Annotated in this window: 20 protein-coding genes; 8 read left to right on the plus strand and 12 right to left on the minus strand. The window is 64.5% G+C overall.

Going from position 1 to position 19,275, the window contains the following annotated elements:
• Positions 1-176: 176 nt before the first annotated feature.
• From A5750_RS04320 to A5750_RS04340, 5 genes are all read left to right on the plus strand, one after another.
• Positions 177-2,453: a LuxR C-terminal-related transcriptional regulator gene (locus A5750_RS04320; RefSeq protein WP_066944887.1), complete on the plus strand. Its 2,277-nt coding sequence runs from the start codon at positions 177-179 to the stop codon at positions 2,451-2,453.
• 260 nt (positions 2,454-2,713) lie between these two features.
• Positions 2,714-3,952 (plus strand): thiolase family protein, encoded by a 1,239-nt coding sequence (locus A5750_RS04325; protein WP_066944893.1) that lies wholly within the window; start codon positions 2,714-2,716, stop codon positions 3,950-3,952.
• 810 nt (positions 3,953-4,762) lie between these two features.
• Positions 4,763-5,317: a DUF417 family protein gene (locus A5750_RS04330; RefSeq protein ID WP_082948376.1), complete on the plus strand. Its 555-nt coding sequence runs from the start codon at positions 4,763-4,765 to the stop codon at positions 5,315-5,317.
• A gap of 56 nt (positions 5,318-5,373) precedes the next feature.
• Positions 5,374-6,771, plus strand: a complete 1,398-nt coding sequence (gene lpdA, locus A5750_RS04335) for a dihydrolipoyl dehydrogenase (protein WP_156659091.1) — start codon at positions 5,374-5,376, stop codon at positions 6,769-6,771.
• Positions 6,768-7,745, plus strand: coding sequence for an NAD(P)/FAD-dependent oxidoreductase (locus tag A5750_RS04340; RefSeq protein WP_231989127.1), 978 nt, complete (start codon positions 6,768-6,770; stop codon positions 7,743-7,745). The genes lpdA and A5750_RS04340 overlap by 4 nt, the downstream gene beginning before the upstream one ends.
• Positions 7,746-7,760: 15 nt before the next feature.
• Here the strand turns inward: A5750_RS04340 and A5750_RS25165 are convergent, their stop codons facing one another.
• Positions 7,761-8,225, minus strand: a complete 465-nt coding sequence (locus tag A5750_RS25165) for an ATP-binding protein (RefSeq protein WP_231989128.1) — start codon at positions 8,223-8,225, stop codon at positions 7,761-7,763.
• Positions 8,226-8,388: 163 nt separating this feature from the next.
• Here A5750_RS25165 and A5750_RS04350 point away from each other — a divergent pair, with 163 nt between their 5' ends.
• Positions 8,389-8,991: a maleylpyruvate isomerase family mycothiol-dependent enzyme gene (locus A5750_RS04350; RefSeq protein WP_231989129.1), complete on the plus strand. Its 603-nt coding sequence runs from the start codon at positions 8,389-8,391 to the stop codon at positions 8,989-8,991.
• 54 nt (positions 8,992-9,045) lie between these two features.
• Here A5750_RS04350 and A5750_RS04355 read toward each other — a convergent pair whose 3' ends face one another.
• The 11 genes from A5750_RS04355 to A5750_RS04405 form a co-directional block, all read right to left on the minus strand.
• Positions 9,046-9,588, minus strand: a complete 543-nt coding sequence (locus A5750_RS04355) for a DUF421 domain-containing protein (RefSeq protein WP_066944913.1) — start codon at positions 9,586-9,588, stop codon at positions 9,046-9,048.
• An 86-nt stretch (positions 9,589-9,674) separates the two neighbouring features.
• The gene (locus A5750_RS04360; RefSeq protein ID WP_082959033.1) at positions 9,675-10,103 is read right to left on the minus strand and encodes a Rid family hydrolase; all 429 of its coding nucleotides are present in this window, start codon (positions 10,101-10,103) and stop codon (positions 9,675-9,677) included.
• Positions 10,104-10,346: 243 nt separating this feature from the next.
• The gene (locus A5750_RS04365; RefSeq protein ID WP_066944919.1) at positions 10,347-10,997 is read right to left on the minus strand and encodes an RraA family protein; all 651 of its coding nucleotides are present in this window, start codon (positions 10,995-10,997) and stop codon (positions 10,347-10,349) included.
• Positions 10,997-11,266, minus strand: coding sequence for a DUF6510 family protein (locus A5750_RS04370; protein ID WP_066944920.1), 270 nt, complete (start codon positions 11,264-11,266; stop codon positions 10,997-10,999). Before A5750_RS04370 ends, A5750_RS04365 begins: the two co-directional genes overlap by 1 nt.
• Complete coding sequence (locus A5750_RS04375) at positions 11,263-12,033, minus strand: ferredoxin reductase (protein WP_066944923.1); 771 nt, start codon at positions 12,031-12,033, stop codon at positions 11,263-11,265. Before A5750_RS04375 ends, A5750_RS04370 begins: the two co-directional genes overlap by 4 nt.
• Positions 12,033-12,632, minus strand: a complete 600-nt coding sequence (locus tag A5750_RS04380) for a sulfite oxidase-like oxidoreductase (protein WP_066944926.1) — start codon at positions 12,630-12,632, stop codon at positions 12,033-12,035. Before A5750_RS04380 ends, A5750_RS04375 begins: the two co-directional genes overlap by 1 nt.
• A gap of 196 nt (positions 12,633-12,828) precedes the next feature.
• The gene (locus A5750_RS04385; protein WP_066944931.1) at positions 12,829-14,196 is read right to left on the minus strand and encodes an NAD(P)/FAD-dependent oxidoreductase; all 1,368 of its coding nucleotides are present in this window, start codon (positions 14,194-14,196) and stop codon (positions 12,829-12,831) included.
• Between the two features lie 377 nt (positions 14,197-14,573).
• Positions 14,574-15,008 carry a DM13 domain-containing protein gene (locus A5750_RS04390; RefSeq protein WP_197505345.1) on the minus strand — a complete coding sequence of 145 codons (435 nt, stop codon included), beginning with the start codon at positions 15,006-15,008 and terminating at the stop codon, positions 14,574-14,576.
• 94 nt (positions 15,009-15,102) lie between these two features.
• On the minus strand, positions 15,103-16,518 hold the full coding sequence (locus tag A5750_RS04395) for an NAD(P)H-quinone dehydrogenase (RefSeq protein ID WP_067261324.1): 1,416 nt from the start codon (positions 16,516-16,518) through the stop codon (positions 15,103-15,105).
• Positions 16,519-16,551: 33 nt separating this feature from the next.
• Positions 16,552-17,007 carry a DUF5709 domain-containing protein gene (locus A5750_RS04400; RefSeq protein WP_066944941.1) on the minus strand — a complete coding sequence of 152 codons (456 nt, stop codon included), beginning with the start codon at positions 17,005-17,007 and terminating at the stop codon, positions 16,552-16,554.
• 108 nt (positions 17,008-17,115) lie between these two features.
• Positions 17,116-17,505 (minus strand): four-helix bundle copper-binding protein, encoded by a 390-nt coding sequence (locus A5750_RS04405; protein WP_197505346.1) that lies wholly within the window; start codon positions 17,503-17,505, stop codon positions 17,116-17,118.
• Between the two features lie 659 nt (positions 17,506-18,164).
• On the opposite strand from A5750_RS04405, the gene A5750_RS04410 reads away from it, so the two are divergent.
• Both A5750_RS04410 and A5750_RS25715 read left to right on the plus strand, forming a co-directional pair.
• Positions 18,165-18,800: a sigma-70 family RNA polymerase sigma factor gene (locus A5750_RS04410; RefSeq protein WP_082948379.1), complete on the plus strand. Its 636-nt coding sequence runs from the start codon at positions 18,165-18,167 to the stop codon at positions 18,798-18,800.
• A 126-nt stretch (positions 18,801-18,926) separates the two neighbouring features.
• A complete protein-coding gene (locus tag A5750_RS25715) occupies positions 18,927-19,163 on the plus strand; it encodes a hypothetical protein (protein ID WP_156659087.1) in 237 nt (78 codons plus the stop codon).
• Positions 19,164-19,275 lie beyond the last annotated feature (112 nt).

Consider the following 19,275-nt stretch of genomic DNA (forward strand, 5'->3'; position numbering starts at 1 on the left):
TAATCGAAGACAACAGGTCTGATTCAATAGGTTCACCGCGATTGCCGGGCAGAACGAGCCCGCCCGACCCTGCAGAGAACAATTGGGATGCCGAGACGCCAGCGCCCACCCAAGACGCGTCAACGCCTAGGCTTCCCGCCCGGCCGCTGGGGCCAACGAATTCGCGGAGTTCGGACATGACCGGCTCAGCCGGACGCAACGACAAACGCGCCGGAGAAGCCGCCGCGCGAGCAGTTCTGCTCGCGACGAAACTGAACGTCCCGGCCATCGGGGCCCAGCTCGTTCACCGGCCCGCCCTGCTCGACATACTGTCGGCGGGTCGCCGGCGCAAGCTGACCCTATTGAGTGCGCCGGCGGGCTGGGGCAAGACGACCGTGCTGGCGCAGTGGGCCCTGGCCGCGAGCGAGGACCAGCAGTTTGGCTGGCTGTCGCTTGATCCCTCCGATAACGACCCGGTGTGGTTTTGGATGTACGTGATCGCCGCGCTGCAGAAGATCAGTCCCGGGGTGGGGATTCGTGCGGTCGAACTCCTCGCGATGGGCGCCGACCCGGTGCAGGTCGTACTGCCTACCCTGCTCAATGATCTGGACACGATCGCCAGCCCGATGGTGCTCATCCTGGATGACTACCACCTGGTCATAAATCGAGCAGTTCATGAGCAGCTGGGATTTTTCATCAGCCGGTTGCCGGCGAACCTTCACATGGTCTTAGCAACGCGATCGGATCCTTTACTGCCGTTAGCGCGGCTGAGGGCCAGCGGCGACCTTGCCGAAGTGCGAACCGACGATTTACGTTTCGGGGCCGGTGAGGCGGAGCATCTGCTGAAGGATGTGCTCGGGTTGCACCTGGCTCAGGCGGATATTGAACTTTTGCATCGGCGCACCGAGGGGTGGGCGGCCGGGCTCTACCTCGCCGCCCTCTCGCTGGCCGGGCGTGCTGACACCGCCGCGTTCATCAAAACGTTCGCGGGGGACAACCGTCATATCGTCGACTACTTGATGGCCGAGGTGCTCGATGGTCAGCCGCCGCACCTGCGCAGCTTTTTGCTACGTACCTCGGTCTTGGGACGGCTCAGCGGTGCGCTCTGCGACGCCACGCTGCAAACCTCCGGCTCGGCCTCGGTCTTGGAGAAGACCGAACGCGAAAACCTGTTTGTGGCGCCGCTGGACACATCGCGTCACTGGTACCGATATCACCAGCTGTTCGGAGAGTTGCTGCGCACCGAGCTGCGTCGCACCGAGCCGGAGCTCGTCGCTGATCTGCACCGACGAGCCGCGACCTGGTTCGAGGCCGAGGGCCTCATCGACGAGGCGGTGCGCCACCTGGTCGCCGGCGGTGACATCGCCCGCAGTGCTGATCTGATCGCCGCGGACTGGGCCGACGAATTCAACGGGGGCGGCGTGTCGACCGTCTCCGGTTTGCTTGATCTGCTTCCCGAGGAGACCGTTCTACAGGATCCGCGGCTCAGCGTAGCCCGCGCCTGGATCGCCCTAAGCGTCGGTGAACTCGATGACGCTGCCGAGTGGATCGAGGCAGTCGAGACCCGAGCCGCGGACGACACCGAAGATGGCGGCACCATCAGCGCTCAAGTCGTCGTGTTGCGCGCGGTTCACTCGTTCAAGACGGCTGACGTCGCCACGGCGCTTGAGACAGCTCGCCGGGCGATCACCCTCGATCTCGGCGAAGTGCCGCTGGGCCGATCGAGCGCCTACTGCATTTATGGATCCGCGCTGTACTTTTCGGGCAGCACCCACGAGGCACAAGCCGCCTTCGAGCGAGCCGTAAAGCTGGCCGAGAAGGGGGGCGCTCGTCGCGCCCGAATCTATGCGTTGGGCCATCTGGCACTGATTTCGGCCGAACATGGCCAGCTCGATGACGCCGAACGTCAGATCCGCCGGGCGTCCGGCAGTTCACGGGACCTGGCGGATGCGGAACACCTCGTGGACGTGATGGTGTCGCTCGCCACGGCCGAGATCCTCCGTATGCGCGGTGACGCGGCTGCAGCAGTGGCCGCCGCCGACATGGCCGTCGTGGCGGCCCGCCAAGGTGGAGCAATCCTGGAGGTGGCCAAGGCGCTGTCGGCCAGAGCGGAGATCTTCAAGGATCACGGCGACCACCACACCGCGAAAGCCATCCTCGAAGAGGTCGGCACCCTGGTGCGCGATTGCGCGGACGCTGGCATCTGCTCAACGTTGCTCGCATCGGCCGGGCGAAGTGCCGGCGCCACAGTGCCTTCGCGAAACGAGGGATACGCGTTCCACGAGGAACTGACCCCCAAGGAGCTTGAGGTTCTTCGCCTGCTCGCCACCCGGTTATCGCGACGTGAGATCGGTGCGCGGCTTTACGTCTCGCTCAATACCGTGAAGACCCACCAGCGCGCGCTGTACCGCAAGCTCCGCGTCGAGCACCGCAGCGCGGCGGTCAGCCGAGCGCGAGAACTCGGCCTCTTGTAGTTCGTCCGCCGGCGCCCCCCAGATGCGGCCGGTCACGAATCGTCGTGTCTGAGAACGCCTCGCGTTATTCACCCGGGCGAACAGACGGTTGGGGTGACGACGGTTCACCCCACGCGGGCGCAGCCTCATAGAAGAGCGACGGCCCAGCCGCAGACAGGGGAACCGGGAAGGGAGCCGGGACATGCTTACGGGCTTCGAGACCAAAAAGGTCGGCGATGCCGCCATGAGGCCGCAGGCCCGGGCAAGGTTGTTGAGCCGCGATGACTGAGGCATATGTGTTGGGCGGTGTACGAACCCCGTTCACCCGCTATGGCGGCACGCTGTCGGGCATTCGCGCCGATGACTTGCTGGGTATGACGATGAAGGGCGCCTGCGACCGGCTGGGTGTGCCGCTCGATGCCGTGGAAGACATCGTGGCAGGCTGCGTGAACCCTGCTCACGAGGGCATGGGCGATGTCGCCCGTTGGGCGGCGTTGGCTGCCGGATTTCCCGACACCGCGGCCGGATCCACCGTGAACAGATTTTGTGGATCATCACTAGGCGCAGCGGTGACCATCAGCCACGCGATCAAGGCCGGCGACCTCGGGTTAGGTATCGCGTGTGGAGTCGAGTCGATGTCTCGATCGGGGTGGGCGCTGATGAAGGGCGACGCCGCGTTCAGTCCCCGAGGTCCGGTTCTCATGCTTGACACCATGTGGAGCGGCGCTGGAGGACCGCCCAACCCGGTGCTGCTGGCCCGCAACGCCTACATCAGCATGATCGAGACCGCGCAGAACATCGCCGACCGCTACTCCCTGAACCGCAACGAGATCGACGCCTTCGCAGTGCGATCCCAGCAACATGCGAAGGCTGCTCGCGATCGAGGTCGGCTGGCCAAAGAGATTATGCCCGTGCCGATCCCGGCGACGAAAAAGATACCTGCCCGGCTGGCAGAGCATGATGAGTTCATCCGCGATGACACGACTGCCGAGGCGCTGGCAGCTTTGCCGGCCCAGCCCGGCACGACCCAAATGACGGCGGCGAACTCCTCGCCTCTAAGTGATGGCGCCAGTGCCGTAGTCATCGCTTCCGGGGAGCGAGCCAACGAACTCGGCATCGAGCCGTTAGCCCGAGTGGTATCCAGTGCGGTCTACGGCATCGACCCCCTCATCATGGGCGTGGCACCCGCATGGGCGATCCCGGCCGCGATCCGCCGGGCAGGGCTATCTCCCGAGCAGATCGACGTGTGGGAGGTGCACGAGGCGTTCAGCGCCCAGGCGCTCGGCGTACTGCGGGAGTTGCCAAACCAGCTGAATGGTTTCGCGGTTCCCGACGACAAGCTGACACCCAATGGCGGCGCCGTTGCGATCGGACATCCCTTCGGGGCTACGGGAACTCGCTATTTGTTGACGCTGGCGACCGAATTGCGTGAGACAGGCGCCCGTTATGGGGTGATTGGTATCTGTATCGGCTCGGGCCAGGCGGTAGCAGTGGTTCTGGAAAATGTTGGCGCAGAATAAAAGATGTATTGCGCGTAGCCGGCCGAACCTGCAAGAGCGAGTACACCCCGAACCACGCTAGACCGCACTGCTGGCGCTATGCGTCGAGCCGACCTGGCCTCCCCGCGCCGACACTGACAACACCCCCGTCATCTCCGTGAGAGATTTCTGGGCCACCCATATCGCGAGAGCCGGACATTCGGTAGGCAGCAACCGAGTTGTGGCACGAAGCCGCCCCTCGGCGCCGACCCCCGGTGGTCTTCACCCGGGTGAATCGGTTTCGAGGGTGATCCCATCTCACCCGGCCCGGCAGCAAGCTCGTAGTCGCCAAAGCGTTGCGGATCCTTGCCGCGCACGCACCCCCCTCCGGCAGAGCTGCTGTTCTCGCCGGCGGGGTCGCAGGACACCGTAGCCGAACCACGACGACGTCGGACAACCAAGAAGGGGCTCCAGTCGGTGAACCCGAGAACAGCACGGCGGCTTTGCGGAGGACAGTTGCCGCGCCGGCGGCTTACGAGTCGGGTTGCCCTTCACGTCGACAACGCCACCCCGAACCGGCGCTGCGGACACTGGCTGGTGATCTGATGGCGGCGGCATCGAACGTGGTTGTCGTCGGTGGCGCTGATGTCCCCGGTTCAACCTATATGCCCAGCCGCACAGGCCGCCTCAGCGCTGAAGTCGGTCGGAATGTCGTGCTCACCGAGCACTTCGTGACGGCGTTGGCCAGCTGAGTGGGACGCACACCTCAGGCCGCGGCGATGTGCGTGCGCGTGCGGAACCGCCGATTGTGGCGTATGGCCCAGTAATTGCTAACGAAGGGAGACGGATCTGATGGCTGTGAGCGAGACCAATGAGGCCAGTCGACGGACAAATCGTGTGTTACGAGTCGGAGCCGCACCACTCATCGCGCGGTACGGGCTGGTCGTCGTCATATCCTGGTTCGGCGCAATGAAATTCACCTACTACGAGTCCCACGGCGTTTCACCCTTCGTGGCCCACAGCCCATTTTTAGGCTGGGTCTATCACATCATGTCGATCAGCGCGTTCGGCCGAGTGTTGGGGACGGCAGAGTTGGTGACGGCAGCGTTGCTTGCGTTGAGGCCGTGGCATCCGAAGGCTTCGGTGATCGGCGCTGTGTTGGCAACGGCGTTCTTCCTCGGCACGCTCAGTTTTATGGTCAGCACCCCCGGGATTGGTGAACCTACCGCGGGTGGCTTCCCCGTCCTGTCGGCCAATGGTGAATTCCTCATGAAAGACATCGCGCTGCTGGGCTTGGCCCTGTGGCTGTTGGCGGACTCCATCGCCGCAACTCGACAACGTCGGCCTGACTCTCGGCCCGCGACCACAGCGGGCACCGGCGCCGGCGCCCCCGCTGTCGAGAGATGAACCGCGCAGCCGCTCTACTCATCACCACAGGAAGGCGCCGAGCGATGAGCACACCAATCCCCCGCCATTATGACCTGGTGGTCGTGGGGGCCGGCTCGGGCGGATACGTCGCCGGCATTCGCGCGGCCCAACTCGGTATGACCGTCGCGATCATCGAAGAACGCTACTGGGGCGGGGTTTGCCTCAACACCGGGTGTGTACCGTCAAAAGCCCTGCTGCGCAATGCCGAGATCGCCTCCATCCTGACCCATCAGGCAGACGAGTTCGGTATCCGCGGCGACATCCAACTCGACTACGCCCGTGCCGTGTCACGCAGCCGCGAAGTCAGCGAGGCCCGGGTCCGGGGCGTGCACTTCCTGATGCGCAAAAACAAGATCACCGAAATCGACGGTCGTGGCCACTTCAGCAGCTCGCACACGCTCGACGTACAGCTATGTGACGGCGGCACCACCAGCGTCCGCTTCGACAACGCCATCATCGCCACAGGCTCACGGGTGCGGATGCTGCCGGGGGTCACCCTCAGCGACAACATCGTGACCTACGAGCAGCAGATCCTCGACGCAACAACACCCGAGTCCATCATCATCATCGGCGCCGGTGGAATAGGCATGGAGTTTGCCTACATCCTCAACAGCTATGGCGTTGACGTCCAAATTCTCGAGTACGCCGATCGCGCACTCCCCAACGAAGACGCCGACGTGTCAAAGGAATTGACCCGTCAGTACCGACGGCGCGGAATCCCCATCCGTACGAACACCCGGGTGGGCTCGGTGATCGACCACGGCAACCACGTCACCGTTACCCACCATGACCGCAACGGCCACACCACCTCAGTCGACGCCGCCCGCGCGTTCATCTGTATCGGATTTTGTCCTAACGTCGAAAATCTTGGCCTCGACAAGCTCGGTGTACGACTCACGACAGGTGGGGCGATCGACATCGACGACCGCATGCGCACCTCGGCTCGCCATATCTTCGCGATCGGCGATGTCACCGCCAAAGTTCAACTCGCCCATGTCGCCTCGGCCCAAGGAGTCATCGCTGCCGAAACCATCGCCGGCGCCCCGACCATGCCCTTGGACTACCGCATGATGCCGCGCGTGACGTTCTGTCAACCCCAAGTCGCCAGCTTCGGCTACACCGAAGACCAGGCCCGCGCCAGCGGTTACGACATACGGGTAGCCACTTTCCCCATGCAGGCCAGCGCCAAAGCACACGGACTAGGCGAGCGCGCAGGCTTTATCAAAATCATCGCCGATACCGCGCACGGCGAGCTACTTGGGGCCCACCTCGTCGGCGCCGAAGTCAGCGAGCTACTCCCCGAGCTCACCGCCGCCCAACTCTGGGACCTGACCGCGGCCGAGCTGGCCCGCAATGTGCACACCCACCCCACGCTGGGCGAGGGACTACAGGAATGCTTTCACGCTCTGACCGGCCATGCCATCAACCTGTGACGCCGACAGCGAGCCGGGTTCGTGATGTCATCATCGTCGGGTCGGGACCAGCCGGGTACACGGCGGCGATCTACACGGCTCGGGCCGGGCTGGACACCCTTGTCATCGAAGGACACGAGCCCGGCGGTGCCCTGCTGGCCGCCGGGCCGGTAGACAACTACCCCGGTGTGGGCCCATTCGTCTCGGGTCCGGCGCTGGCTGACGCGATGCGGCGACAAGCACAGCACTTCGGCGCAGAGTTACGCCCGGGCTACGTCGACAGATTCGCTCTCGGCGACGAGCCCAAGACGGTCAGCATGAGCGATGACCGGCACCACGGCCGTGCCCTGATTCTTGCCATGGGCTCGGCCCCCCGGTCCCTCAAAGTGCCGGGCGAACGCGGGCTCATCGGCGTAAGCACCAGCGCGAAACGCGACGGCGCACAGTTCACCGGACGTGACGTCGCCGTCATCGGCGGGGGCGACGGTGCCGTTGAAGAGGCGCTCTTCCTTGCGCCGCTGGCCCGCCACGTCACCCTCATCCACCATCGCCCCCGACTCCGGGCATCAGCCATCGCCGTCGCTCGTCTGCGGGATCATCCCAACGTCGCGATCCTGACATCCATTGAGGTAGTGGCCCTACTCGGTGGCCCACACGTCAGCGGGGTGCGCATCCGCAGCACGCGCCACGCCGGCGATTCCACCATCGCGGCCGCGGCCGTCTTCGTCGCTGTCGGCCAGACGCCGTGCTCAGATCTCCTGATCGGACTCGTCGACCTCGATGCCGGCGGCCACATCCTGACCAAAGGCGCTACGACATGTACCTCCGCGGAGGGCGTATTCGCTGCCGGCGACCTGATCGACCGCCGCTACCGCCAAGCAGTCACCGCCGCCGCCAGCGGCTGCGCGGCTGCACTCGATGCCCAGCGCTGGCTGAGTCACCCGCATTGTCTCCCATCGGATTCCATCGCCAGGAAGGGAAAGATCCCTTCATGATCGGACCGCGGCCCATCACCGTGACCGATTACCACGGCATCTGCCGGCCCATCCGTGCCTTACCCGCAATGTCGGTCTGCGGCCTAGCCGACCCGTTTGCCTCGGGTGGTGGTTCTGCTGGTGCGTAGTCGGTAGGACTTGGTGCCGGTGTCGATGATGTGGGCGTTGAATGTGACGCGGTCGACGATGGCGGCGACCAGGCGCGGGTCGGAAGACGGTGCCCCATTCGCTGAAGGGCAGGTTGGTAACGATCGAGACCCAGGCGCGATCTTCGCGTTCGGTGATGATCTGGAAGAGCAATTCCGCTCCGCGAGAGTCGATTTGGACGTATCCGATCTCGTCGAGGCAGAGCAGATCCAGGCGTCCGTAGCCAGCCACGACGCGCGACAGGATCCGTTCGTCGGCGGCTTCGACGAGTTCGGTGACCAGTTGCGCGGTGGTGATGTAGCGGGCCCCGCGGCCTTGTTCGCAGGCCGCCAACCCCAGCCCGATGAGCAGGCTCGTTGATGAAGTAGGAGCGGAACACCCGCTCGCCAGCCTGATCGGTCAAGGCGGCGCTGCCCTCATGGACACAGGGCGCGCGCAAGTGACAGACTGCTGTCCACCGACGGGCTTAGGAAGTGATGCCGTGGATGGTCTTGAGATGGCCACCGCCGAACGCACGGACCTAGCTGATCTTCTGGAGACTCTGACGCCCGGGCAGTGGGAGGCGCCGTCGCTTTGTGAGGGCTGGCGGGTACGGGACGTGGTCGCTCACGTCATGAGCTTCGACGGGGTCAGTCTTCTCGGCATGTTTCGCCGCGCCATCCGGGGTCGGATCCTCCACATCAACCAGGTGGTTGTTGACGAACTCGCATCCCTCACTACCGAACAGCTCCTCCACAGGCTGCGGGCTCATCTGAAGCCACAGGGGCTGGCCACTATTCTCGGGGGCCGACTCGCCCTGCTCGACGTCACCATCCATCATCAGGACATCCGCCGTCCGCTGGGTATGCCTCGCCAGATCCCGGCTGAACGGCTGCGGTGGGTCCTGGGGGCCAGCTTGTGCAGCCCCGAACTGCCGGCGTGGCGCCTCGCCCGCGGTATACGCCTGACCCCGACCGACCTGGACTGGACTCACGGCTCGGGACCGGAAGTCACAGGACCGGCAGAAGCCGTGCTGATGGCGATCACCGGCCGGCGAAGTGCCATCGGGGAGCTGGCGGGCCCAGGGCAGCCGGTGCTGGCCGGTCGGCTCGCCCGCTGAGCCCAGTCGAGGTGGCAAGCGCACGTGGGGGGAATCGCGGGCCGGCCCTGTGTGTCATTCGCACCCTCTTCCCACCAGCGCATCCGGGGCGGCGGCGTTGGGATCCGTGACCCTCTCATCCTTGAACAGAATGGAGATCGCGCCTTTGGCTTCGAAGATCGCGAGGTGAATACGATCCGAGCTTTCGTGTCCGTGCTGTCGTAGCACAGCCTCGAGATCGGCAGTGGTTAGTCCGCATCGACGCAGGTTGCGTCGGTCGACGTGTCCGTTGCGGATCAGCACTTTCAGGGGCGGATCGATGAAACGTCGAATCGCCGGAATGAAGCGCAATCTCGCTAGTACCGCGTGGGCGGCAAGAAGGCTAATGAGCGCCGCGGTTGCGTTGAGCCACGAGGTATCGCTGGCAGTAGCAGCCCGACCGACGACGGCTCCGGCGGCCACTGCAGCGATCCAGTCGAATGGCGCGAATTCGGCGAGGGTGCGGCGCTCCATGAACCGAAACAGGATCGCAGCCGTGAGGAACAGCGCTGCGGCTTTGATCGCGGCATCGACGGCACCGAGCTGGTCACCGATCAGGGCTTGGAGTATTCGGTCCACGCCTGCCTCCGTTTCAGGGGTGAGTCATCGACTTTTGCCGCCTTATGCGCCGGCCTGTCCGGCGCTTCGCGACCTGGTGCCGACGTCTACTTGCCGCCGGATCCGACGATGGCGACGACCTCGATCTCGACGCGCTGGTTGGGCAGTGCGAGCGCCTCGACGCCCACCGCGGTCCACAACGGGAGCCTTTCGCCGAACCGCTTGCCGAACTGGTCCACCATCACTGACATGTGCTCATCACCGATGGATTCATCGGCCGTGGGGACATGGTAGGAGTGAATGTTCACGACGTCGCTCCAGCGGGCACCCGCCTCAGCGAGGGTCCTTTCAACGTTTTCGCACGCCTTGACGATCTCGTCCTCCAGGGATGTGGGCGACAAGGTGAAGTCTGCGTCCCAGCCGCCTTGGCCGGAGATCTCGATGCGATCGCCGATGCGTAGAGCTTGGCTGTAGTGGTTGCGGGTACGGGCGATCTCGCCGTATCCAGGGGTGTCGAAGAATTCGGGCGTGGCCATGCGGGGGTTTCCTCTCATCATTGATTCTTGGAGCCATGGTTGTTGCGATTGATGTGCTGTCGGGGAAGCGTCGTCGGTCCGGCCGTTGGGTGGTCATTGCCCAGATCAACGACCACTGTCGGTGCGCATCGGGTGAGATGTCCTCATCCGGCTGTGCAATTCACCCGGGTGGACGCCGGCGAGAAGACGGATCTGCGGTTGAAGCGCCCAGGACACTGCAATGGTTCCCCGACCGAAGACCGCTCAATTCTCATTGCCTCCCAGCGTGGTTGAGGTTTCGTCTCTGATGCTGGCGATCGCCGCCGCGTCCTCCACCGCGACCTGGTTGGCGGCCCGTAGGACAGCGCGCACATCGCCGGCGGGTATGACCGCGGCGCCGGAGCCATCGGCGAAGACGTAGTCGCCGGGACGGACCGCCACCCCGGCGATCACGACTGGACGGTTCACCTCATAGGGAGTGACGGTGTCGCCGCCCCACCGCGTTGTTTCGCCTCGGCAATAGATGGCCAGGTCGAAGCGTTCGAGCTCGGCGAAGTCGCGTAGCCGCCCGTCGGTCAGAATGCCGGCGAGCCGGTGGTTTCTGACACGGGATAGCTTTGTCCCGCCGCCCAGTGACGCATCGGTGTAGCCGTTGCTGGCCAGAACCAGCACGCGCCCGTCGGCGCCGCCTTCGATCGCGTCGTAGAACAACCTCTTGAAGTTGTAGCGCTCGGGCGGGAGAGCGGCGCGGCACGCGGGAAAGAAGGAGATGGTCACGGCGGGGCCGAAGAGCCGGCGTCCGGGAGTGGGACTCACCAGGTCCAGGAGATGACACCGATGTCGGTGCAGCCGCCCCATGGCGTCCACGATGTCGGCAGTGCGCACCCGACCGGCGAGTGCGTCGAGGGACTCCATCAGCTCTGGATCGGGACACGCCAGGACTGGGCGCCGCGGAAGTCGAGCCACACACCGGTGGGCGTTTGCACAAGCCGGGCCAGGACGGTTCCGCAGCACGGGCAGCGCACCACGATGCCGGGCCCGCGGTGATAGACGTGACTTTCGGCGAAGACCCTGGCGCGACAACATTTCCCGCATGTCAACGTCACGGTGGTGACATCGAATCCCAGCACTTCTGCGAAGGCGCCCGCGGCCGCGTTACCGTCGACGTGTGTTGGTTCGGTCATGACTTATCGTTCCTTCGTTCGTTGCTCGGGCCGAACCGCTCGGTCCGGATGGCGGACGGCTGATGCCCCTGCTCGATCAACGTCGCGGTGACCGATTCCACAAATCCGGTTGGACCGCAGACGTAGACGTGCCCACCGTCGGCGGGCACCCACTCCTTCGGCGCGAGGTCAGCGGGGCGGACCCGGCCGGCCGGCCGGATGGTCTGCGGCGCAGCCACCCTGGTGTAGACCAGCGCGATCTGCAGCCAGTCACATTCGCGCTCGAGCCGCTCCAGCTCTTGGGCGTAGTACACGTCGTCCGGACTGCGAACCGAATAGACCAACCGAAAGTCGGCGCTGCCCACCACTACCCGCTGTCGCAGCATCGCCATCAATGGCACGATTCCCGATCCGCCGCCGACGAGCAGGACCCGAACGTCCTCGTCAGGCCGCCAGGCGAACCAGCCGCCGATGGGTCCGCGGAGTTCGATCTCGTCTCCGGCAACAAGCCCGGTGAGGTAGGGCGAGACTTCCCCGTCGTCAATCCGCTGCACAGTGAGCTCGATGCGCTCACCGTCGGCCGGTCTGCTGAGTGAATAGCTGCGTTGCGCGCTGTACCCGTCCTCAGCGGTCAGCTTGAGATCAATGTGCTGGCCGGACAAGTGGCCGCCCCAGCCCGGCACGGCCAGCCCGATCGTTTGCGCCGACCCGGTCTCGGGCTTAGAGTGCACCACACGCGCGACCCGCCAGCGCAACTTCGGTTCCGCGTGGGAGTCCACAGCCGTCATCAATCCCCGGCGTAGCGTTGTTCGCGCCACGGGTCGCCGTAGCTGTGGTAGCCCAAACACTCCCAGAATCCAGGTGCGTCGCTGTCGCGCAGCTCAATGGATCTAACCCACTTAGCCGACTTCCAGAAATACAGGTGTGGCACCAACAGTCGCGCCGGACCTCCGTGTATCGCGCTAAGCGGTGCGCCCTGGTACGCGTAAACGATCCAAGCCCTCCCGCCACGAAGATCGCGCAGCGGGAGGTTGGTGGTGTAGCCGCCGTAGGAGCCGACCAGTGCGAATCCTGCAGTGGTGTCGATTGATTCGAAAAGTGTGTCCAGAGAAACGCCTTCCCATTCGGTGTCAAGCTTGGACCAGGTGGTGACGCAGTGGATGTCCACGCTGAGCCGCTCGCTGCGCAGGAGCTTGAGCTGTGCCCAAGTCCACGACTGTTCGGCGCCGAGCTCGTTGCGAATGGTGAATCGCCAGTCATCGAGATCGATCCGCGGAGTCGGTCCTGCTTGCAGGACAGGGAAGTCCGCGGTCAGATGTTGCCCGGGTGGCAGCTCGCGGGCGGCCTCACCGCGTCGCCCGCGAAAGCCCTTGTTGACGACGCTCATTGGTGCTCCGTTTCGTGGTGGTGATCATCCCAAATAGAGCCGGCGTTGGATCTGTCGTTGATTAGGACCGCTGGGATCACATACGGTGCCGCCGTATTGCTCCCGGCCGGCAGCGCCGTGGGAAGCCGCAATCTGTTCGCTGGCGCGGAGCAGGCCGTGCGTCGGCCGCCACAAACAGGAGTGGTGTCGTTGAATCTCATTGTGCTCCGACGGCCTTCGGTATCCGGACGACTTCGTTGGCCGCGAATTGGGCGTCGGGACCGGAAACGAACCCCATTGACAACACGGTGCGAGGAAAGAAGACGTCGGTGAGATATGCGAGTGCGACCGCCCAGCGGTTGACGAGACGGGGAAGTGCGTAGAGGTGGTAGGCGCGGGCGACAATCTTGGCGGGATAGCCCGATAGGTGCACGCCTAGCGGGTTGGCGACGGCGTAGCGCGGGCCCAAGTCGACGACCATGCCCTTGTCGCTGTGGCGGTAGTCCTTCCGCTCTCCGTACCCAAGGCTTGCGGCGACGTTGCGGGCCAACGTTTTACCCTGTCGGGTCGCGTGCTGGGCGGTGGGCGGGGCGTTCTTGCCGGGCTGGGTCAGGTCCGGAACGGCGGCGGCGTCGCCCGCGGCGAACACATCGGGGTGACCTGGCACCTGCAAATCGGTCTGTACCTTGAGCCGGCCCCGCTCGGTTTCCAAGCCCAGCGTGGCGATCAGCGGTGACGGGATCACGCCAGCCACCCACGCTACCGTGTAAGTGTCGATGCGCGAATCATCGGTAAGGACAACATGATCGGCGTGAACCTCCTTGAGGGTCGTGCCCAACCGCACGTCGATTCCACGCGAGCGCAGTACACCCATCGCCGCGTCGCCGAGCTTCCGCCCCAGCTCGGGCATGACGTGGCTGGCCAAGTCCAGCAACACAAACCGCACCGAGGCCCGGTCGAAGCCTATCTGCTTCGCCGCTGCGTCGGCGAGTGCGCGCAGCTGCGCGGTCAATTCGGAACCGGAATACGAAGCACCGACAACGACAATCGTGCGCCGCGCGGCCGCGCGCGCCTCGTTTTCCTCAACGTGAGCGAGTTCCAACTGCTCGATCACATGATCACGCAGATACAGCGCCTCGGCCGTCGACTTCAGCCCGTGCGCGTGGGTGGCCAAGCCGGGCGTATCGAACAGCCGCGTCACCGATCCTGGTGTCAAGACCAGCCGATCCCACGATAACGTCCTCACCCGGCCCTCAGGATCGGTCAACGAGAGCATATGCCGATCGAAGTCAACGCCGTCGACCCGCCCGCGCACCGCCCGCACGCCCCTGAGTGTTCCCGCCAGCGGAATACAGACAAACCGCGGGTCGACCAGCCCACCGGCCACATCCGCCAGCAATGGCGTGTACTGCAGGTAATCGACTGGCGAGACGATGGTTATCCTCACATCTGAGGCGCGCGCCCTGTCTAACCGTCGGACCAGGCCACGTGCACACTCGAAAGCGGCGAACCCGCTGCCGACGATCACAACCGAGGTGGAGGGTTCCGCCTTCTCCGGTTGGCGGTGAAGTGGGACCGCGTTCATATCTCTTCTCCTGGTTGGTATTCGGGTATTCAGATGGGATTGGGGGTCGATCGCACGGAGGCCTTGGTGTTCCTTGGTGGCCACGGCGTCCCGGACTGCGCCGTGGTAAACGGCATTGGCGCATGAGTCGCGTGGTCGAAGCTGCACAGGTTCGTCGGTAGTGAGCGTCGCCCGACCCTGGTCTATCTGTCATCACCCCTCAGCACGATTCACCCGGGTGATAACGCTCTTGCGGCCACCGCTACATCGGATCGGCTGCCCGGGCGCCGAGCGGCGCACTCTTCAGGAACGCGTCAGCGCCGCGCTGCCGCGCGCGCAATCATGGGTCGCGGCGCAGGGCGCGCGACTTCAACGGCTTCCGCGACGGGCGGAGGGACTCATTGGGTCGCGGGTCGCAGTTGCGCCGCGCCGAAGGACACACCGAAGCGCTCGCACCACAGGATTACGGCGCCGAGCGCGCCGGTGTCGGCAGCGTCGGGCACGGCGTAATCGGCGTTGCCGCGGTTGGCGCGTAGGCTCCCGAGGTCTATGTGTTTGCAACGCCCAAGGTTTCGCCAGGGGAACCTGGCATGGTCGACCGGTGCATCGCTGAGCCACACGCGTAGTCGTGGTCCCAAAATGGTATGCAGATTTTCCAGCCGCAGAATCTGCGCCCCGTCGCCCACGGTTAGCAGGCGCGCAACCCCGCTGGTTCGGTGGATGTGGCCGGTGAACTCGCCGCAGCGGGTCGTCTGCGCTCCAGGCGGCAGCCTGTCATCGGCGGTGGTCCTGATCAACAACAACTTCCACGGTTGCAGCCACCACAGGGCCACAGGCAGTCCCACCATCGCAATCGCCAGTCGAGCGACCCGATCTGGCATCAACCCGGAACCACAGAGCACTCGCCGGCCCAATTACGTTCGGGCATCAGTTCAGATCATCGCGGGCTATGAGCCGGCGCGCCGCCTCGGTGATCGAGCCGGACAGCGAAGGATAGATCGCAAGCGTCTGCGCTAGATCGTCAACGGTGATTCGGTTTTGAACAGCCATCGCGATCGGCAGTATCAATTCCGAAGCGATCGGCGCGACGACCACGCCACCAATTACCACGCCGCTGTCCTGCCGGCAAAATAGCTTTACGAAGCCCTGACGCAGCTCCGACATTTTCGCCCGCGCGTTGGTTTTCAACGGCAGCATGATGATGCGGGCCCGAATAGAACCATCGTCGATCGCGGCCTGCGAGATGCCGACCGTCGCGACCTCGGGGTGGGTGAACACCGTCGCGGCGACGGTGCGCAACCGGAGCGGACTAACGGCTTCACCGAGCGCGTGATACATCGCGATCCGGCCCTGCATCGCGGCAACCGAGGCTAACGGCAGTACATCAGTGCAGTCCCCCGCAGCGTAAATGCCCGCGACCGAGGTCCGCGACACCCGGTCGACCGCAATATGGTTGCCGGGCCCGGTTTCGATGCCCACGCGCTCTAAACCCAGCCTGCCGGTGTTGGGCACCGACCCAAGTGTCATCAATGCGTGGCTGCCCTCAACGGCGCGGCCGTCGGTCATCCTCACCCGCACCCCGTCGTCGGTGCGCCTTACGGTCTGCGCGCGAGCGTTCTTGATCAATTTGACGCCGCGCTGGGCGAATGATTCCTCGAGGACCTGCGCGGCGTCGGCGTCCTCGTACGGCAACACCCGCTCGCGGCTGGCCACCAGTGTCACCGTTACACCGAGTTCGGTGTAGGCGTTGGCGAATTCGATGCCGGTAGCCCCGCAACCCACCACGATGAGGTGGTCGGGCAACGAGTCCAGGTCGTAGAGCTGGCGCCAGGTCAGGATGCGCTCGCCGTCGGGGGGCGCCGACGGCAGGATCCGGGGGCTCGCGCCGGTGGCGATCAACACCACATCGGCATCGCGGATCGTGGTGCTGCCGTCGCGCTGGGTCACCTTGACGCGGTGACGCGCCAGACCGGGAGCCGCGTCGACCAGCTCGCCGCGCCCCGCGAGCAACTCGACGCCCACGCTCAGCAGCTGGGCGGTGATGTCCGCCGATTGTTCGGTAGCGAGCGTCTTGATCCGCTGGTGGATTTCTGCCAAGCGGATCTCGGCGTCGTCGATGTGGATGTCGAAACCCAGGCGGGTTGCCCGTCGCAGTTCGGTGCGCAGCCCTGTGGATGCGATAAAGGTCTTCGATGGCACGCAGTCGCAGAGCACCGCGGCGCCCCCGACCCCGTCGGAATCGACGACGGTCACGCGGGCTACGGCGGGACCTCGTGCAGCCGCAACCAATGCCGCCTCATAGCCGGCCGGGCCGCCACCCAGGATCAGAATGCGGGTCACCACAGCTGGAATTTCACCGGGTGGCCGGACGACAGGTCATCGAAGGCGCCATCCCTCGACGTCGCCGGCGTCTTCGTCGACGACGATATGCATGGCGGCTTCCTCAGCCGAGGCAGCGCCGCCGTCAATGCCAACGTCGTGGGCTAGGTACTCCGCACCCGGGTCCGTCGCATCGAAGGCGAAGGCGACGAGCCGACCTGCCCGCATGTCGCCAACCTGATCGTCGATTGGTTCACCATCGCTGTCGGCGCTGTCACCGATTCCGTCGCCATCCCACTGATCGGTCACGTCGGGCACCTCCCGGGCGAGCCGGCGTGACAGACTTTCATGGGTCCGCGCTTCCCTCGTGGTGAGACCCCAGGCCCGCAGTTCACGCGGGCGTTCCGGGGGCGAGTAGCCCTCGTCGAGGTCGATGCCGGTCTGTTCTGAGTCCAGGCTTTCTTCTGGTTCAAGCAGATGGGCCTGCACGTCGTCGAATTCAGATATCCCCATCAGCGCTGGCTCCGTCCCGTATCTCCAAGCTCGCATTCGCACAGCGAAGTTCGGCAAGAGATTGACATCATGCGGTCTCGGACAGTCGACGCCCGCTCGGCGGTGGTCTCATCCGAGCGCCTCAACAAGATCGCGGCAGGCGCGTTCACAGCGACGGCACACCTCGGCGCACACGCGGCAATGCTCGTGCTTCGGCGCATGCTTGTCGCACTCGTCCGCGCTTGTCTTACAGGCGGCGGCGCACGTTTCGAGCACCGTCTTGGTCAAGTTCGCGTCGTAGTCCGTGTGCCGGGATAGAACGCGACCGGTTGTCGCGCAGACATCCGAGCAGTCAAGGCACGTACGGATGCATTTGGTCAAGTGATAGACGTCCTCTTCACTGAGGCAGGCGTCTGCACACGCTGTGCAAGCTTGGTCGCATTCGAAACAGGCGTCGATACATGCGATTAGCTTGGCGATGTCTATCCGGCCCAGATCTCGTGGATAGGTCTCCAGCATTCTCTTGGCGGCGCTCACCATGTCCTCCTTGCTCCGGGCGATGGTTGTCTCTTCGGTGCGGGCCTTCCCCGTCCAGGGCACCGCGGGTGCGCGAGTCCGTTGCTGTGCTTCTTACAAGAACACGGCTGTGCGGGGGTAGACGTTGAGAGCATCGCGCGAAGGGGGGTGAACTGTCGTCGCCCACCTTCGTCATTCACCCGGGTGATAGTTGGAGGTGTGGATGGCGTCCCCGATGTGCGGCCACGGCAATGACCGCCAACTTGATGTCGTAGGTGGCGCGGGCGCTCACCCGGATGAATTACCTCAGCGGATGATGACCACTCACCCCGCGGCGCTGGATGCTGGCACCAGATCGGTAACAGGAGGTGCTGTGGAGACGACGAGATACCCTACCTACGGCCATGCCCGCATCGGGCGGGGATCGGCCCTGAAAGCAACGCGCTTGAACGCCGGCGCAACCAAGACGACACCAGTTGCCGAAATGCGCGCCACACGCGACGTCACCGGTTCCTCGAGACGCTGGTGCGTCGATCAGGGTAGGACTTCCCTCTCGCACGTTCGCTACCCGACTCGGGCAAGCGGTGCCCGAGCTCCACGCGTGCCGATACTTTTCGCGATGGCAGGACCGTAGCGTGGGCCGCGTGAGCGCGGAATGCGCAATGACTCCGGATGTTCCGTTGAGCGTCGCATTTGAAAGCGCCGTCATCCCTCTCCTTCAGCCTCTGTTCCGGCAGGCTCTTCGGATGACCTCGAATCGATTGGATGCGGAGGATCTGGTGCAGGAAACATTGCTCAACGCTTATGTCGGTCTCCAGGCATTCGAACCGGGAACGAACCTCAGAGCATGGCTGCGCCGGATCATGACCAACACCCATATCAACAGCTATCGGAAGCAAAAGCGCCGTCCCACACAACATCCAACTGGTGAGATCACCGATCGGCAGCTGATGGCCGGTACGCCACGCACGCATGAGGTCCTACGGTCGGCCGAAGACCAGGCGCTCGAACTGCTGCCAGATCCTTACCTCAAGGCGGCAATGATGCTCTTGCCCGAGCCGTTTCGCACCGTCGTGTATTTTGCCGACATCGCGGGATACTCCTACAAGGAGATCGCCGCCATGACGGACACCCGGCAGGGCACCGTCAGTTCGAGGCTCAACCGCGGGCGAAAGCAATTGCGCGAACTACTATTCGACTCGTCGGTCGACCGCGAGCGCAGGACGATCGACAAGACCTCGACCAGATCAATCCAACAGCTTGCAATGGTCAACGGCGGCGAACCCAGCCGAAGGTGAGAGGAACGCCGACGTTGCGTATCCCGCTACACGGCGCCATCTCGGGGGCTGACAACCGCCCCGGCCCGCGTCGAAAAGCTCCGCGCACGAGTGTCGAAAATTATGCCTGGGAGATCAGGAGACGTTATGAACAAAGCGAGAGCCCGGCGCGCGGGTATAATTTCCCCGTCGTCGCGTTGGAATGTCGGCCTGATGCTACCGGCACCGGAACATCTGGCGTTCTATGCCGGCGTAGGTGCGATGGCCGTGTTCGGGCTCATGGAATGGCCCGTGGTCGCCGCCTTGTTGGTGGGCCACACGCTTGTCAACGCGCAGCACAACAAGGTCCTACAGTCACTTGGCGAGGCGTTGGAAGAGGCCTAGCTGCAACGGAAAATCTCGCGGCCGCTCGGATCAAGACAGCGACCGCGCTGGGATTGGACCCCAAACAATTGATGAAGGCCGAGCGCGATCGGCACGGGATTGAAGGCGGTAA

It is taken from the genome of Mycobacterium sp. 852002-51613_SCH5001154, assembly GCF_001667425.1.
Lineage (GTDB): Bacteria > Actinomycetota > Actinomycetes > Mycobacteriales > Mycobacteriaceae > Mycobacterium.

Excerpts from the sequence above, each read along its gene's own strand:
- A5750_RS04320 (WP_066944887.1), top strand. The coding sequence starts at position 177 with ATGACCGGCTCAGCCGGACGCAACGACAAACGCGCCGGAGAAGCCGCC.
- A5750_RS04325 (WP_066944893.1), top strand. The coding sequence starts at position 2,714 with ATGACTGAGGCATATGTGTTGGGCGGTGTACGAACCCCGTTCACCCGC.
- A5750_RS04330 (WP_082948376.1), top strand. The coding sequence starts at position 4,763 with ATGGCTGTGAGCGAGACCAATGAGGCCAGTCGACGGACAAATCGTGTG.
- A5750_RS04350 (WP_231989129.1), top strand. The coding sequence starts at position 8,389 with ATGGCCACCGCCGAACGCACGGACCTAGCTGATCTTCTGGAGACTCTG.
- A5750_RS04360 (WP_082959033.1), bottom strand. The coding sequence starts at position 10,103 with ATGGCCACGCCCGAATTCTTCGACACCCCTGGATACGGCGAGATCGCC.
- A5750_RS04365 (WP_066944919.1), bottom strand. The coding sequence starts at position 10,997 with ATGGAGTCCCTCGACGCACTCGCCGGTCGGGTGCGCACTGCCGACATC.
- A5750_RS04370 (WP_066944920.1), bottom strand. The coding sequence starts at position 11,266 with ATGACCGAACCAACACACGTCGACGGTAACGCGGCCGCGGGCGCCTTC.
- A5750_RS04375 (WP_066944923.1), bottom strand. The coding sequence starts at position 12,033 with ATGACGGCTGTGGACTCCCACGCGGAACCGAAGTTGCGCTGGCGGGTC.
- A5750_RS04380 (WP_066944926.1), bottom strand. The coding sequence starts at position 12,632 with ATGAGCGTCGTCAACAAGGGCTTTCGCGGGCGACGCGGTGAGGCCGCC.
- A5750_RS04385 (WP_066944931.1), bottom strand. The coding sequence starts at position 14,196 with ATGAACGCGGTCCCACTTCACCGCCAACCGGAGAAGGCGGAACCCTCC.
- A5750_RS04400 (WP_066944941.1), bottom strand. The coding sequence starts at position 17,007 with ATGGGGATATCTGAATTCGACGACGTGCAGGCCCATCTGCTTGAACCA.
- A5750_RS04405 (WP_197505346.1), bottom strand. The coding sequence starts at position 17,505 with ATGCTGGAGACCTATCCACGAGATCTGGGCCGGATAGACATCGCCAAG.
- A5750_RS04410 (WP_082948379.1), top strand. The coding sequence starts at position 18,165 with ATGACTCCGGATGTTCCGTTGAGCGTCGCATTTGAAAGCGCCGTCATC.
- A5750_RS25715 (WP_156659087.1), top strand. The coding sequence starts at position 18,927 with ATGAACAAAGCGAGAGCCCGGCGCGCGGGTATAATTTCCCCGTCGTCG.